Below are 15,048 nucleotides of genomic sequence, written 5' to 3' on the forward strand. Positions count from 1 at the left end.
TGGATTGGGCGATGCCCAGTCCACTTTTCTTATTGTTCTTTATCAAAGAATACATGGCGGAGCTGCCAGGAGTCGCCGATTTCCAGCAGGCCGAACGAGTACTGGGGTTGGCGCCGCTTATCCGTAGGGGAACCGGGATTGAAAAGCGTCACGCCGCCTGCATCGCGCATGACGGGGATATGGGAATGGCCGAAGACGATGATGTCGACATTGTCGTCAGCAAATGCCTCAAACGCCCGCTGTTCCGTCGTATTGCGGATGCCGTCGCCGTGGATGACGCCGATTTTCAAACCTTCAATATCGAAAATCTTCTTCTTGCCGAAGCGGTCAAGGATGTCCCAGGGGTCAACGTTTCCCGTGACGCCGTCTGTGTTGGCATAAGCCGACAATTCATGAAAAACATCCATCGTCTGCCAATCGCCTGCATGAATGATGAAATCCGCTGTTTCACATTCAGCGACCAGTGCCTGCGGCAGCTTTTTGGCGCGGACGGGAATGTGCGTATCCGATACAATGACAATCTTTTTCATGTGAGAGCCTCCCTCAGAGTGGATTTCTTACACTTTACCAAAAGACCAGGGCGGAAGCCATTGATTATAAAAAGGGAAAGCGTCAAAATAGAAGCAAGTGATTGAGATTGAAAAAGATAAGGAGGCAACGGGATGACAAGCAAACGGAAAGTCAGCTGTTACATTGCGGCGAGCCTGGACGGTTATATTGCGACAAAAAGTGATTCGCTGGACTGGCTGTTCAAAGTGGAAATGGATGGGGACGCTGGGTATGGAGAGTATATGGAAACAATCGATACTGTTGTTATGGGGCGCCGTACGTATGAGTGGGTGATGGAGCATGAGAACGGAAACTATCCATACACCGATAAAAAATCATATGTATTTTCCAAATCGGCTCCTGATTCTGATGAGCATGCCACTTTTACCGATGAAGCGATTCCAGCCTTTGTGGAGCGTCTTCGGAAAGAACCCGGAAAAGGCATCTGGGTCATTGGCGGAAGCCAATTGCTGCACGCTTTTCTGAAAGAGCGGCTCATCGATGAATTGATCATCTCGTATGCCCCGGTGCTGATCGGCGACGGCATTCCGCTGTTCCGGCCGATGGACATGGAAACGGAGTTCACGTTATTGAGCGCAAAACAAACCGGCCAATTCGCCCAACTGCACCTTGTCAGGAAATGATGCATGATTGAAAATCCGAAAGCTTCGCGCTTTCGGATTTTTTTAATGATTGAACAAAATCGCTTTCGCTTTGGCAATCACTTGATCGTGCTCATCGTGGATGATGCAATCCGCGTGAGTGAGATTCGCGCCTTCTTTTACGGCAAATGCACGCGCGATCAGCATCGCGGATTTCGATTTCTTTAAAAACGTTACATTCACATCTACAGCAGCGACTTTCGGACGGCCGTTTTCATCGGGCGAAACAGCGTTGCGGAGCGCTGCGTCGGCGAGCGTAGAAATAATGCCGCCGCGTATGAATCCGGAACTGGCAGTAAAAACCGGCTTTATGGACAACGTCACTTTAACGCTCGTGTCGGTGATCCGTTCGTATCTCACTTCAAGAAATTCATCAAAAGGCTGTGGAATGAACATGGCATTGCCTCCTTGGAACATTCGTGTGTCATAAGGTATTCGCTTTAAAGCAGAGCGATTCCTTTTTAATAAAGCTGGACTTAAGGCTTTTCTCATATAAATATTGCGAAAATGGTAGAAAATTGTCCCTTGGCAAGTAATCGTACGACTTTAGAACGTTCCATATGTTTGAAATCAAGTAGGTCTGTCGGGTTTCTTCCTTTACTGTCAATCTTTATACTGAATGGAAGGGATTGTCTAACTATTCCCTAAATAGAAGGGAGAGAAAACATGAAGATCTTCAAGAAGCTTGTATTTGGACTATTGACCGTATTCTTTTTAAGTTTTTCTCAAACAGAAGCAGAAGCACATGCGCCAGATTTGCATACGGGAGTGAGCGGCAAGGAAGTGTCTGCCTTGCAAAGCCAGCTCAAGAAACTTGGGTATTTCAATACGAATCCGACCGGGTACTACGGTTCTATTACTAAAAACGCGGTCATTCGTTTTCAACGTGATTTTGGCGTTCCGGCAACCGGCTTTACCGGCCCGATGACACGCAGTGAATTGAAAGAAGTGGAAATGTTGGCGCGTACAGTCTACGGGGAAGCGCGTGGGGAAAGCTATACTGGCCAAGTGGCTGTGGCAGCTGTTGTTTTGAACCGGGTGTCTTCAAGCAAGTTCCCGAACTCTACATACAATGTCGTTTTTCAGCGCAATGCGTTTACCGCAGTGAGCGACGGCCAATACCGGATGAACCCGAACTCAACAGCTTATAAAGCGGCGCGGGCTGCGATGTTGGGATCCGATCCGTCCGGCGGCGCGACATATTATTACAATCCTGCCGGTGTTACAGATTCATGGATTTATTCACGCCCGACGATCAAAAGAATCGGCAAGCATATTTTTGCCTATTAAGAAAAAGTGAAAGGGCTGGAAGTTCCAGCTGGCAAGCTGCCGGGGAAACCGGCGGCTTTTTTATTGCTTTTGCAGTTTGAAATATGGGATGTTTTGTGTGGGAATGCCTGTTGCTGGGCTAGAACGTATATAATGAAAAAGAACGAATGGAAGGTGGAATAAAAGATGTCTGATCATACAAAAGGCGGGTTGCCGCCAAAAACCTGCAGCATTGAACGCTTGGTAACAAATGAAAAAGATGTGCAAAAAGTGCTGGCGGGCTCCAAAACAGCTACGCGGCGCAATGGCCGCTACGCCGATATCGGAGAAGTGATGGTGCTGGAAGGGCGCGAATTCACAGTGGAACGGGTTTATGCGGAAACGCTGGGCGATTTGAACGAGGAGAAAGCGCGCCAGGAAGGCTTTGATAGCGTTGAAGACTACAAGCAATCGATTTTGAAATTCCATCCGGGGATGCCATGGCTTCCTGAAATGGGCGTCTGGGTCCATGAATTTAAAGAGCTGCAGAAATAGATAATATGTATACCGTAGTTTTATATCTCCATATATTCAGTGCGATTTTGTCGATTGGCCCGTTTTTTGTGCTGCTTCCGCTGGTGAAGCGGATGGGCGGCGCGGAAGACGTTGTCCTAAGCTCGCAGATTGCCACTTTCAGATCAGCTGTCCGGCTCGTCAAACATGCCGGGCATGTGCTGGTGGCTACCGGCGCCTTGCTCATCTGGCAAAGCGGTTGGGCGTGGACAGATTCCTGGATTGCTTTGACGCTCGCTGTGATGGCCGGTTCCATTTTCTTTCTGGCACGGGCCTTTAAACCGGTGCTGCGGAAATTCGAGGAGCCAGGCGCCAACCGCGGGGCATTGCTGCGCGAGTTGAACCGCTCAATTTGGCTTTACGTTCTTTTGCTGGGATTGATGCTGTGGCTGATGGTGGCGAAACCTGCTTTCTGGTAAGAAGCGAAAAAAAGACAATGCCTGGTGAGAATTCGCACCAGGCATTGTCTTTTTCTATTGTCATCTTTGATTAGCCTTTTACTGCTCCAGCCGTCATGCCGGCAACGAAGAAACGCTGCAGGAAGACGTAGGCTATGACCATCGGTGCAGAGGCGATGATGACGCCGGTGAACAGCATCGGGTAGTTTGTCGAATACTGGCCTTGGAACTCAAGCAATGCAAGAGGCAAGGTTTTATACGCATTGTCCGTAATGAACAGCAAGGGATACAACAGGTCATTCCAATGCATCACGAACAGGAAGATAGCAGTGGCTGACAAAGACGGCAGCGATAGCGGAATGGCGACTTTCGCATACATCTGCCAATTGCCTGCGCCGTCGATGGTGGCAGCTTCAAATAATTCCTTCGGCAACGTTTTCATGAAGCCGGTGAGGATGAATACCGCTATCGGCAGCGTGGATGAGATGTTGACCAAAATCAATCCCACCAGGCTGTTCGTCAATCCGAAATCGAGCATCAGCGAATACAGCGGCACCATGATGACTTGCGCAGGCACCATCATGCCGAGCGTGAACAAGACGAATAAGGCGTTGCCGATCCAGCTATTGAGCCGGGTGATGCCATAAGCGATCATCGACGCGAAAAGCAAGGTCAGCGTGACAGAGAAAAGTGTCACAATCGTACTGTTCAAGAAATAGCCAGCCATCGTCTGTTCTTGGAAAATCGCAATGTAATTATCAAACTTGATGCCGCCTTCAGGAAAGCCGAGCGGGTTGGCGAATGTTTCTTGAAGTGTTTTGACTGACGTCAGCATTACGACCAACAACGGAATCAAAATTAATAAAGCATAGACGATGAGGGAAAACCTTCGGAAAAGCACACTGTTTTCCTCCTTTCATTAATAAGAGACCCGATCCGATCGCAATGCTTTGAATTGCAGAAACGTGATAAAAGCGATGATGATCATGAAAATAACGGAAATGGCGCTGGCGTAGCCAAATTGATAGCCTTCGAATGCAACGCTGTAGATATAGGTCGCGATGATTTCCGTCGAATAATTCGGTCCGCCGCCGGTCATCGCAAACACCAAGTCAAACGCTTTGAATGATTGGATGGTCGTATAGGCGACGACGATGGTTGCGGAAGGCGCCAGCAGCGGCCAAGTGACTTTGCGGAACGTCTGCCATTTGCTGGCTCCTTCGATTTTTGCCACTTCATACATTTCCTGTGGGATCGCCTGCAAGCCGGCAACGAAAATGATCAGCATCTGGCCCGCGTGGAACCAGACCTGTGTAATTGCCAGCGAGTAGATGGCGATATTGGCATTCCCGAGCCAGTTTTGCGCCAGAAAATCGAGGCCGATCACCGACAGGCCGCGGTTCAGGATTCCAAGGGAAGGGTCGTAGATGAACGCCCAAATGAAAGCCACGGACACCGATGACAAGATTGTCGGGAAAAAATACAACGCCCGCAGGAAAATGGTGGTTTTTGTATTTTTCAACATGATTAAGGCAAATGCCAATGCGACAATCGTCTGGAAAATAACGACGACAAACATGAATTTCAAGTTATTGCCGATGGTTTTCCGGAAAATCGAATCCGCTGTGAACGCGCGCTGGTAATTGTCGATGCCGACAAACTGGAAGGCATCGCTGAAGCCGTCCCAATTGGTGAAAGAATAGAATAACGCGCTGACCGTCGGATACAGGAAAAAGACGCTGTATAAGAGGAGGCCAGGCAAGAAAAATAGATAGATGGATTTAGGTGTTCTCATAATCTCATTCCCTGTTTTCGTCTACGATTTTTTGGGCAGCTTCGGCTGCAGCTGCAGGTTCTTCTCCGCCCAGGACATTTTCAATCGAGCTGAGTACAGCTGCTTCGATTTGCGCGTTGGTGATCAAAAAGCGCGGCTGGAATCGTGTTTTCTTTTCGTCGATCCAATAAGCGGTATTTTTCAAAGCCTCTGATTCGTACGTGACGTCAGTAACTGTCAAATGCTGGCCAGTTTCGTTTGCGTATTTAGAGGCAATCTCAGGCTGGCTCAGGAACTCGATGAATTTCTTCGCTTGTTCTTTTTTCTCAGACTTGCTATTGACTGCAAGCATGAAAGTCGCAGTGTTGATGCCTTCGTAGACCATTTCGCTTTCTTCTACTGTAATAGGCGCCAGCAAATCCAATTGCAAGTCAGGGTTCAGTTTTAAGAGGGAAGCCATATGGTAAGAGCCGGTCGCAATCATGGCAGCTTCTTCATTGGCTACCATCGACATGGCAGCATCCGCGTTGGTGCCTAAGGCATTTTCCTGGATATAGCCTTTGTCAGCCAATAATTTGAAGTCTTCCAGCGTTTTGACCCACCATTCATTGGTCAATGACTCTTCGCCGCTTTGCAATTTGGCGAAAATCTCTTCATCAGGAGCATTGTTCATCATCATGCTGTTCATGAACTGGTTCGGACCAATGTCCGCACCGGGGAAAGCAATCGGCGTGATCCCGTTTTCAAGCAAGGTATCAGCCGTCTCCTGGAACTCAGTCCAGCTTTTCGGAGCTTCCAAGCCCAGCTCATCGAACATGCCTTTGTTGTAGACCGGCATATTGAAAACGAGCTGGTAAGGGACCGCGTATTGCTTGCCGTCTTTTTGTCCAACTGAAATAAGGTTTTCGTCAAAGTTAGCAACGAACTCTTCGCCGCTTAAATCTTCAAACAGGCCGGCGCTTTGAATCGATTCGAACTGGGCTCCAGGGAATGATGTGAAGACATCTCCGGTTGCGCCGTCCGCTAGCATCCGCTGGGCAGTGCCTTGGTATTGATCGGATGGATAAATGTTCATTTCCACCGCGATATCCGGATTAGCGCTTTCAAATTCAGTAATGATTTCATCAAGGACCGCTTTATCTTCGCCGCGCCAATGAATAAAGCTGATTTTTGTCTTATCGCCAGAGTCTCCGCCGCTTTCGGCTCCATCCCCGCCGCTTTCCCCGGCACATCCGGATAGGATCAGCAGTAAAGTTAAAAATGCGGTTGCTAAAAACCAATGTTTTTTCATCTTCTTGTTGCCCCCTCATTTAGTTAATGGACTCGCTTATTATTAGATTACCTTAAAACGGCTTGCAGAAACAGAATTATCCTATTATTTTGCTTTCAGTTGACAAAAGCGGCTGGATTTCATAAGATGAGGTCAACCTTTTTGTACGGATTAAGGCAGAAGGTGCCGGAAGCGGCATCGCCGGAGTACAGCTGAGTTGAGCATAGTTGAGTAAATCGCCGAATAAGAAGAGTAGCATGTGAAAGCCTCTCAAAGAGAGCCAGTGTCAGGTGGAAACTGGCGGGGCACGCATGTGAATGGACTTATGAGTGGCCCCTTGAAGTTGGAGTAGGGAGGCCCGTTTCCCCCGCGTTACTGGGGTCAGAGGAAAAGCTGGTTCAGCTTTGACATGAGGTGGCACCGCGGTTAATCCGCCCTCAGCAAGGGGTTTCCCTTGCTGAGGGCTTTTTTGTTTTAGCCACGAAGAAGATTGACAAGCAGAGGAGATGAGCAGAGATGAAAATGAAAAAGATCGAAGGAGATTCATTGACGCCGATTGCGGTGTTCAACCGTTTAGAAGGGCCGCGCAAATGCCTGCTGGAAAGTTCGCTGAAAACAACGGCTACAGGCCGCTATTCATTTATTGGGGCAGACCCTTCCAAGGCTTATATCGGGGAAGGGGAAACATTGAGGGAAGTGGATTTCAGGTCCGGCAAGGAAACCTTGCACGCCGGGAAGCCGCTGGAACTTTTGAAAAGCCTTATGCCGGTGCGGGAAGCTGCTGTCGAGGGATTGCCGTTTACGGGAGGCGCACTCGGCTATATCGGCTACGACGCAATCGGCGTCTACGAACCGGTCGAGGCAGCTGTCGAGAATAGTTTGCAGATGCCTGATATCCATCTCCAGCTTTATGAAACGATCATCGTTTTCGACCATGTAAAGCATGATGCCACGATCATTTCATTTGAAGATAAAGTCGAAGAGATTGAAGCGCAGCTGCGCGAGCCGGAAACGGAAGAAGCGGAAATGCATCAGCCGCCGTTGGCTTTCAGTTCGAAAATCAGTGCCGAAGCATTCCGCAAGCAGGTTGAGCAGGCGAAAATGCATATCCGCAAAGGAGATATCTTTCAAGTGGTGCTGTCGCAGCGCTTGTCTGCGGCGTATGCGGGAAATGCCTTCCAGCTATACCGCAAGCTGCGCAAGCAGAACCCGTCTCCTTACCAATTCTTTATTGATTTCGATGGCTATGCAGTCGTCGGTGCCTCGCCGGAAAGCTTGCTGACGGTCCGAGGCGGCCATATGATTACGAACCCGATTGCAGGGACGCGCAAACGCGGCCGTACGGAAGTGGAAGACGCAGCGCTTGCTGAAGAGCTGGCCAATGATGAAAAAGAGCAGGCAGAGCACCGGATGCTTGTCGACCTGAGCCGCAATGATGTGGGCAAAGTGGCGGCAGTCGGCTCGGTGAAGATTCCGAAATACATGGCAATTGAGCGATATCAGCACGTCATGCACCTTGTTTCAGAAGTCACCGGGGAGCTGAACAACGCAATGCATCCGCTTGATGCACTCGTCTCCTGCCTGCCTGCGGGCACGGTATCGGGAGCTCCGAAAGTCCGGGCGATGCAATTGATCCAGCAATTTGAAAAGGAACGCAGGGGCGTTTACGGCGGAGCGGTCGGCTACATCGGCTTCAACGGGAATTTGGATGTCGCGCTCGCAATCCGCACATTCGTCGTCAAGGATGAAAACGTCCATGTCCAGGCGGGTGCCGGCATTGTCCATGATTCCGATCCGCAATCGGAATACGAAGAAACGCTTCATAAAGCGCGATCCTTGACGGAGGTGTTCGGATGATTCTGTTGATCGATCATTTTGACTCATTTACCTATAACATTTACCAGGCGGTCGCTGAAGCGGGCCAAGCGGTCGAGGTTGTACGCTACGGCGTGCTCAGCACCGAAGAAATCATCGCCAAACAACCGGACGCGATTATCTTGTCACCTGGGCCGGGACACCCGGACGCACTGCCGGAATCGATCCAGCTTATCCGGGAAGCCTATAAATCGATTCCGATTCTCGGAGTATGCCTGGGGCATCAGCTGATCGGAGCCGCTTTTGGCGGGGAAGTCGCTGAGGCGCCAGCAATCAGGCACGGAAAAGTGTCAGACATCGAACATAACGGAAAGGGCCTCTTCAGCGGTCTTACGGAGCCGCTCCCTGTGATGCGCTATCATTCACTGGCTTTGCAGGCAGAGACAGTGCCCGACTGCCTCGAGGTCCAAGCAACCGCGCTTGATGATGGCTGCATCATGGCCATCAAGCATAGGAGCCAGCCGGTTTACGGTTTTCAATTTCATCCGGAGTCAATCGGCACACCCGCTGGTGCAGACTTAGTAAAAGCATTTTTGGCAAAGATTGCAGAAAAAACCGCTATCCAATAAAACAAAAAGGCGATCCGGAAATTTTCTTCCCGGATCGCCTTTTATTTATTTTCGGATGACAGGCATGGTGCAGCAGCGAAACGCACCGCCGGATTTGATGATTTCGGAAAAATCATTTTCGATAACGTGGAAGCCGTGCTGCCGCAATTGGGCGTTTACTTCGAGGTTCTGCGGCTGGCTGAAAACACGCCGGCTGCCAATCGACAAAACATTCGTGCCAAGCGCAAATTGTTCTTCGCGGTTGACAGGGATCAAGGTGTATCGTTCGGCAAGCATGGAAACGGTCTCGCTGCTCAGCGCTTCCGGAAAAATCAACGCCTCAGTCGGCGACAAGATATTGAAGACACAATCCAAATGCAAATAACGTTCGTCGAAATGGACAGGAATGACTTGGAACGAAGGGAGCTTTTGTTCGAGCTCCTGAATCGTCTTTTCTGACGTGCGGCTGCTGATGCCGACAAAAATCGTATCTTGGTCGATGAGGACATCGCCGCCTTCTACACGGTGGCTGCCGAGAGATTGGAAACGGATCTGGCGTTTGGCCAGCCATTTCTGCAATTCTTCTTCTTCGCCTTGGCGGATAGATGCGGCCATGTCGCCGATGAACACTGTATCTTCTATCGTAAACCCGATGTCGCGTGTAAAAACTTGTTCGGGGAAATGATCGGAAGGTTCGAGCATCACAGTTTCCACTCCGTTTTCCTGCAGCGCCGCAACAAACTGGCGGTGCTGGTGCATCGCCGTTTCGACATCTATGTTCTCCTGCTGGTAGCGCTTTTGAACATCGTTGATGATTTCCTTGATTTCCATGTATTTAGGCGGGCAAAGCAGCACGAGGCGCAGCGGATCATATTCGCTTCTGCACCAGGCAGAAGGGGTTTCTTTTGCATGAGATGACATAACGGGTTCCTCCCAAAAAGCTCTTTGATAAAGTACCATTCCCTTTTGAAATAAAGCTTAAAACATGAATCGGAGATATAATGGGAAGGGAATCTGCAAAAGGCGATCAAGGGGGAATTGGAAATGGAAATCATCCAGTCAAATGGACAGGAAGAGCGGGACTTTATCCGCTCGAAAGTAATTGAGCATAATATGCAGAAGCTGGGCGAACATGCGCGTGCACTTGGCGGGCCAATCGGGTTTGTTGTCCGCGGAAGCGGGGGTGAGATCCTGGGAGGCGTCACGGGAACGGCATATTGGGGCCATATGCACATCGATTTCTTGTGGGTGGACCCGCAATGCCGCGGCCAGCGGATTGCCGAACAATTGATGCGGGCAATCGAGCAATATTCCCGTGAGCGCCAGTACCGGCTATTGGTAGTCGATACGTTCAGTTTTCAGGCGCCTGAATTCTATATAAAACAAGGATTCCGGGAGTTCGGTGTGCTGCATGACCATCCGGAAGGGCACAGCCAGCATTATTTCGAGAAGCGGCTGGCGGACTGAAAAAGGTTTGGCCTATAGAAAAAACAAACCCCAGCATCAAATCGATGCTGGGGTTTGAAACAGGCTATTGTTCTTGATAAAACACTTTATCAACGTTGTATTTCGCTTTCTGCGTGTTGATCAAATATGTTTCGTAGATGTCGCGTTCCATTGGGTCTTCAACGATGGATACCGTGATGCGGTAAACTTCATCGCGATGGTTTTTCAATGGTGACACGCTGTCTTCAAAATGCTTTTTAACACGTTGGCGAAGTTTGCGGGCTTTGCCGACAAACAATAAATCGCCGCTGTGGTTAAAGAACTGGATGATGCCGCCTTTGTCGCGCGGAATCTCATGCAGGTCGATAAACCCGTAAAGCGGTTTGACGACAGCCTCGTCGCCGATGATTTCCTGTTTGCGTTGTGTGATTGTCACATCCGCTTTTGGTGGTTGAATATTAATCATATTTATCACGTCCTCTATTATCGTAATGCCTATAATACCACAAAAAGGCGCAGAAATCCATTGGCTGTTTTCTGCGCCTGTGCCGGCTGATGTTTAGAGGGAATCGAGTTCTGCGCCAGCTTCGTTGCTGCCTTGGAGCACTTCAAATGTTTTGCGGTAGGTGTTTGGGCGATCCAGTACTTCCACAAGGATGTGCGCGACGTCGGCACGCGGAATCGAGCGATCGCCGATTGACGTGAATCCGTCAGCGGACACTTCAATGTGCGCTGTTTTATTTTCATCGGATAACGCGCCTGGGCGGACGATCGTGTAATCCAGGCTGGTTGCCTGAAGAAGGTCGTCTGCGGTGCGTTTAGCCACCAGATAGGGCTTCATTTCCTCGCCGCCTGAATCCGGATCTGCCGAACCCATTGAGCCGAGCTGAACAAAGCGCTTCACGCCTTTATCTTCTGCGTATTTTGCTGCTTTGGCAGCGCCCCATAAATCGATTGTGAGGGTTTTATCCGCACCTGTCGAAGGGCCGGACCCTGCTGCAAAAATGACTGCGTCCGCGTTGTCGAATGCCGAGCTGAAATCTTTTTCCAGGTCGCCGATGACTACATCCGCAGCTCCCAGTTCTTTAAGATGCGCAGCTTGCTCTTCTTTTCGGACAAGCGCAATGGCGTCATGCGAAGAATCAGATAATTCTTTTACAATGTGGCGGCCTACTTGGCCATTTGCTCCAATTACCAATACTTTCATGTTTATTTCCACTCCTTCTGTAAACTATGTCTTTTATGAGTATTCCCTTGAGAACTTAAGGTAAACGGACATTTTGTGAGGGAATGGTGAAAAGCGGCATCCCGTTTTTTCGGCTTATGCTATCCAAAAAACTGCAGACAGGCTAAAATAAGGAAATGGAGGTGTTTAGAATGGAATTTTCAAATTTTAGTTTTCATGCAATACAAGATCCGACCGGCATTATGGTGGGAAACCGGTATGAATTTTTGGTAGATGTTGAAGTGGATGAAGACGACGAACTGTATACGGCTGGCGGCCTTGAGCTGCGTGTAATCTTAGCGGTTGACGACAATGGCGCGCGTATTGCACATTATAATTTTGTGGATAAACTTTCCAAAGAAATTTTGGAATTCGCTCTTGAAGAAGACGAAGAGCAAGAAGTTCTTGCGTTCTGCCAAGAAAAACTATAAAAACACAATGAAAAGCCCCCCGGCCAATTTGGCCGGGGGGCTTGATCATTAGATTTTCACATCAATTTTTGCATCTTTTTTCAATTCATCAATGCGTTTAGCAACAGCTTCCTGAGATTTTTCCTGTTCAAGCGACTGGCGAATCATTGGCTCCATTTCTTCGAAAGGCGGAGCTTCCTGTTCTGATGTCGATTTGAATTGGTCGTAGGCCGCTTTCAATTCCTCATCCGTGATTTCTTCAGTTTTCAATTCTTCGGCAACATATGCTTCATACGTAATCTGTTCGCTGAGCTGTTGTTCGATATCTTCCATCGAATAGCCGCTTTCTTTAAGTGCCTCATTCATGGCGTCTTCGCTTTCAAATTGTCCCTTAAGCTCTTCAAGGCGTTCTTTGACTACGGCATCATCTGCTTTATGCCCTTTATCTGCAGCATCCTGCAAAATCAGTTTATTGCCGACAATGACATCGATGGCTTGATCTTTCACCATTTTGGCATTTTCTTCTTCTTTCACGTCAGTGCCTTGCGTCGCCATTGAAGTTTCTAGCTGGCGCGCCACGCTATTATAGACATTGCCCAACACTTCTTCGTCGTTGACCACAACCACAACATCTTCTTCTGCTGGCAGGTCAAGCTTTGTCTCTTCTCCCGCAGCTGCCTGCTCTTCTGATGCTTTTGCTGTATCTTCTTTCGGTGCAGCTTCTTCATTATCTGAACATGCGCCAAGCACGGCTGCTAGCAGCAGGGGCGCAAATACGAATTTCATTTTCTTGATCATATAGGAAAAACTCCTCTTCACTTTGTCTCGTTACAGTTAACCATATTTCACAGCAGGTTACAAATAGTTCGGCATTGCCGCCAAGAGGGACGGCACATTCTGTATAATGGAAACAGCATTAGAAATCAGTTGATTGGAGATAGTGAAGTGAGCAGATATTTCAACCGCGCCACCTTTTTATTGGTTTTTCTGGTGCTCATTTGGGGTGTCAGCTGGTCGATCTACAAAATGGCGCTCGACTACACCCCACCGATTTTATTTGCTGGAGCACGCTCTTTTTTAGGCGGACTGCTTTTGGCTATTGTCTTGCTGCCTGCATGGAAACGCTTAAGGTGGCGGGAAAATTGGCCGGCATATTGCATTTCCGCTTTGTTCAATGCGGTGCTCTTCTACGGATTGCAAACTGCAGGGCTGGAATACTTGCCGGGAGGACTGTTTTCGGTCGTGGTCTACTGCCAGCCAGTCCTGATCGGTATTTTTGCTTGGCTCTGGCTGGGGGAAAACATGACCATCTTGAAATTTTCTGGACTTCTGGTCGGCTTTTTCGGCATATTGGCAATTAGCGCGGACAGCTTAACTGGCGCTATATCAATGGTTGGCATCATCATGGCGCTGGCGGCGGCGCTCAGTTGGGCGCTCGGCGTCATCTATGTGAAAAAGGTGGGCAAGCGGGTTGATTCGATGTGGATGGTGTCCATGCAATTTCTGATTGGCGGTGCAGTGCTGCTCGCTATAGGAAGCTTTTTTGAGGATGGTTCGGAAATCATGTGGAACCTGCCTTATTTCATCGGACTCGGGTTCGGTGCGACATTGGGTGTGCCGATTGCCTTTGTCATCTATTTTCACTTGATGAATAATGGCGAGGCCAGCAAGGTGGCGGCCTTCACATTTTTGGTGCCGCTTATTGCCGTCCTGGCTGGTGCGGTATTCATGGGTGAAGAAGTTACCAATACACTCGCAGTGGGGCTATGTTTAATCATTCTCAGCATCTACTTAGTCAATAAGCGCCCTCGCAGGCAAGTGCTGCCGTAGCTTCTTGAATGGCATGGAAGTAATTTCAGGTGCCGCAAAAGCCCAATGACTGGTATAGTTATAATTGTATTTAAATAAACATTCAAACAATGGAAACCATCATCGGGAGGCGCTCATATGGAAATCAGAAAAAACATCTTACCGCGTAAAACTTTGGATACAATCCAGCCTTATTCGCCGGGCAAACCAATTTGGGAAGTACAGAAAGAATTGGGCTTGGACCGCGTCATTAAATTGGCATCAAATGAAAATCCGCTTGGCCCTTCTCCGAAGGCAGTAGAAGCGATCAAAAAGAGCTTGTCGGAATTGAACCGTTACCCCGATGCTGATGCGACGGCTTTAAAAACAGCCATTGCCGAACAATACGGTGTAACAACGTCGCAAATCATTCCGACAAACGGTGCAGACGAATTGATCACGCTCGTTTCGGAAGCGTTTTTGGAACAAGGGGACGAAATCATCGTGCCGTCGCCTTCATTCAGTGAATACGATTTTGGGGCGCACATCATGGGGGCAAAAGTGGTGCCGGTGCCATTCGCAGAGAACTTTGAGTTTGACGTGGATGCCATTTTAGCTGCTGTTACGAATAAAACCAAAATCATTTATATCTGTACGCCGAACAATCCGACGGGCACAATCATGGCCAAAGCGGATATCGAAAAAGTGCTCAACTCGGTGAATGATATCCTGGTTGTTATTGACGGGGCTTACAGCCACTTCGCTGATGTGCCGGAATACACAGAAGGTGTTGAATTCGCCAAAGCCGGATACCCGGTCATCGTGCTGCAGACGTTCTCGAAAATTTACGGCATTGCGGGACTGCGCGTGGGCTTCGGCATCGCACCGGAAGAAATCATCCAATCGGTGCTGAAAGTGAAAGAGCCATTTAACGTCAATGCATTAGCGCAAACAGCCGCTACAGCTGCAATCACGGATACGGAACACGTAAAAGCATCTCGTGAAGCCAATAAAGCAGGGCGCGAGCTCTTCTATAAAACGTTTAAAGAACTGGGTTTGAAGTATACGGAAAGCGAAGCGAACTTCGTTTTGGTGGAAGTCGGCCCGAACGGCGAGGAAATCTATAAAGCCCTCATGGCGCAAGGCGTCATTGTCCGCTACGGCAAAACATGGGGCTTGCCGGAATTTATCCGCGTTTCGGTCGGCACGCCGGAAGAAAACGAATTCTTCATTGAAGTATTGAATGGCTTATTGGCCAAACAGGCATAAATCGGCAGCGCTG

19 protein-coding genes and 1 other annotated feature are annotated in these 15,048 nt (G+C 48.9%); of the genes, 10 read left to right on the plus strand and 9 right to left on the minus strand.

The features are described from left to right. Window positions 1–29: 29 nt before the first annotated feature. Window positions 30–530 carry a metallophosphoesterase family protein gene (locus QMA09_RS01620; protein ID WP_290211771.1) on the minus strand — a complete coding sequence of 167 codons (501 nt, stop codon included), beginning with the start codon at window positions 528–530 and terminating at the stop codon, window positions 30–32. A gap of 132 nt (window positions 531–662) precedes the next feature. Here QMA09_RS01620 and QMA09_RS01625 point away from each other — a divergent pair, with 132 nt between their 5' ends. Next, entirely contained in the window at window positions 663–1,193 is a 531-nt protein-coding gene (locus QMA09_RS01625; protein ID WP_290211772.1) for a dihydrofolate reductase family protein, read from the plus strand. A gap of 42 nt (window positions 1,194–1,235) precedes the next feature. Here the strand turns inward: QMA09_RS01625 and QMA09_RS01630 are convergent, their stop codons facing one another. After that, window positions 1,236–1,607: a PaaI family thioesterase gene (locus QMA09_RS01630; protein WP_290211773.1), complete on the minus strand. Its 372-nt coding sequence runs from the start codon at window positions 1,605–1,607 to the stop codon at window positions 1,236–1,238. A 270-nt stretch (window positions 1,608–1,877) separates the two neighbouring features. Here QMA09_RS01630 and QMA09_RS01635 point away from each other — a divergent pair, with 270 nt between their 5' ends. The 3 genes from QMA09_RS01635 (at window position 1,878) to QMA09_RS01645 (ending at window position 3,451) form a co-directional block, all read left to right on the plus strand. After that, on the plus strand, window positions 1,878–2,501 hold the full coding sequence (locus tag QMA09_RS01635) for a cell wall hydrolase (RefSeq protein ID WP_290211774.1): 624 nt from the start codon (window positions 1,878–1,880) through the stop codon (window positions 2,499–2,501). A 165-nt stretch (window positions 2,502–2,666) separates the two neighbouring features. Then, entirely contained in the window at window positions 2,667–3,014 is a 348-nt protein-coding gene (locus QMA09_RS01640) for an ASCH domain-containing protein (RefSeq protein ID WP_290211775.1), read from the plus strand. Window positions 3,015–3,019: 5 nt separating this feature from the next. Then, entirely contained in the window at window positions 3,020–3,451 is a 432-nt protein-coding gene (locus QMA09_RS01645) for a DUF2269 family protein (protein ID WP_290211776.1), read from the plus strand. A 70-nt stretch (window positions 3,452–3,521) separates the two neighbouring features. Here the strand turns inward: QMA09_RS01645 and QMA09_RS01650 are convergent, their stop codons facing one another. The 3 genes from QMA09_RS01650 to QMA09_RS01660 are packed head-to-tail and all read right to left on the minus strand — an operon-like array spanning window position 3,522 to window position 6,495. Next, window positions 3,522–4,331, minus strand: coding sequence for a carbohydrate ABC transporter permease (locus QMA09_RS01650; protein WP_290211777.1), 810 nt, complete (start codon window positions 4,329–4,331; stop codon window positions 3,522–3,524). An 18-nt stretch (window positions 4,332–4,349) separates the two neighbouring features. Beyond that, window positions 4,350–5,225, minus strand: coding sequence for a carbohydrate ABC transporter permease (locus tag QMA09_RS01655; protein WP_290211778.1), 876 nt, complete (start codon window positions 5,223–5,225; stop codon window positions 4,350–4,352). 4 nt (window positions 5,226–5,229) lie between these two features. Then, window positions 5,230–6,495 (minus strand): ABC transporter substrate-binding protein, encoded by a 1,266-nt coding sequence (locus QMA09_RS01660; protein ID WP_290211779.1) that lies wholly within the window; start codon window positions 6,493–6,495, stop codon window positions 5,230–5,232. A gap of 209 nt (window positions 6,496–6,704) precedes the next feature. After that, window positions 6,705–6,916, plus strand: a binding site (T-box leader). Between the two features lie 74 nt (window positions 6,917–6,990). On the opposite strand from QMA09_RS01660, the gene trpE reads away from it, so the two are divergent. Continuing rightward, window positions 6,991–8,331 (plus strand): anthranilate synthase component I, encoded by a 1,341-nt coding sequence (gene trpE / locus QMA09_RS01665; protein WP_290211780.1) that lies wholly within the window; start codon window positions 6,991–6,993, stop codon window positions 8,329–8,331. Next, on the plus strand, window positions 8,328–8,918 hold the full coding sequence (locus QMA09_RS01670) for an anthranilate synthase component II (protein WP_290211781.1): 591 nt from the start codon (window positions 8,328–8,330) through the stop codon (window positions 8,916–8,918). Before trpE ends, QMA09_RS01670 begins: the two co-directional genes overlap by 4 nt. Before the next feature lie 45 nt (window positions 8,919–8,963). Here QMA09_RS01670 and QMA09_RS01675 read toward each other — a convergent pair whose 3' ends face one another. Then, complete coding sequence (locus QMA09_RS01675; protein ID WP_290211782.1) at window positions 8,964–9,818, minus strand: dimethylarginine dimethylaminohydrolase family protein; 855 nt, start codon at window positions 9,816–9,818, stop codon at window positions 8,964–8,966. Window positions 9,819–9,941: 123 nt separating this feature from the next. Here QMA09_RS01675 and QMA09_RS01680 point away from each other — a divergent pair, with 123 nt between their 5' ends. Next, window positions 9,942–10,364: a GNAT family N-acetyltransferase gene (locus QMA09_RS01680; protein ID WP_290211783.1), complete on the plus strand. Its 423-nt coding sequence runs from the start codon at window positions 9,942–9,944 to the stop codon at window positions 10,362–10,364. Window positions 10,365–10,428: 64 nt separating this feature from the next. Here QMA09_RS01680 and QMA09_RS01685 read toward each other — a convergent pair whose 3' ends face one another. Together QMA09_RS01685 and QMA09_RS01690 are read right to left on the minus strand one after the other, a co-directional pair. Continuing rightward, on the minus strand, window positions 10,429–10,815 hold the full coding sequence (locus tag QMA09_RS01685) for a nucleotide excision repair endonuclease (protein ID WP_241666170.1): 387 nt from the start codon (window positions 10,813–10,815) through the stop codon (window positions 10,429–10,431). 87 nt (window positions 10,816–10,902) lie between these two features. After that, window positions 10,903–11,550, minus strand: a complete 648-nt coding sequence (locus tag QMA09_RS01690) for an SDR family oxidoreductase (protein ID WP_135503429.1) — start codon at window positions 11,548–11,550, stop codon at window positions 10,903–10,905. Between the two features lie 170 nt (window positions 11,551–11,720). On the opposite strand from QMA09_RS01690, the gene QMA09_RS01695 reads away from it, so the two are divergent. Then, window positions 11,721–11,999, plus strand: a complete 279-nt coding sequence (locus QMA09_RS01695) for a DUF6509 family protein (protein ID WP_135503427.1) — start codon at window positions 11,721–11,723, stop codon at window positions 11,997–11,999. Window positions 12,000–12,047: 48 nt separating this feature from the next. On the opposite strand, the gene QMA09_RS01700 is transcribed toward QMA09_RS01695, so the two are convergent. Further along, window positions 12,048–12,776, minus strand: a complete 729-nt coding sequence (locus QMA09_RS01700) for a SurA N-terminal domain-containing protein (RefSeq protein ID WP_135503425.1) — start codon at window positions 12,774–12,776, stop codon at window positions 12,048–12,050. Window positions 12,777–12,923: 147 nt separating this feature from the next. On the opposite strand from QMA09_RS01700, the gene QMA09_RS01705 reads away from it, so the two are divergent. Further along, window positions 12,924–13,808: a DMT family transporter gene (locus tag QMA09_RS01705; protein WP_290211784.1), complete on the plus strand. Its 885-nt coding sequence runs from the start codon at window positions 12,924–12,926 to the stop codon at window positions 13,806–13,808. A 117-nt stretch (window positions 13,809–13,925) separates the two neighbouring features. Further along, complete coding sequence (gene hisC, locus QMA09_RS01710) at window positions 13,926–15,035, plus strand: histidinol-phosphate transaminase (RefSeq protein WP_135503421.1); 1,110 nt, start codon at window positions 13,926–13,928, stop codon at window positions 15,033–15,035. Window positions 15,036–15,048: the final 13 nt, after the last annotated feature.

It is taken from the genome of Planococcus sp. APC 3906 (assembly GCF_030407685.1).
GTDB lineage: Bacteria > Bacillota > Bacilli > Bacillales_A > Planococcaceae > Planococcus > Planococcus koreensis.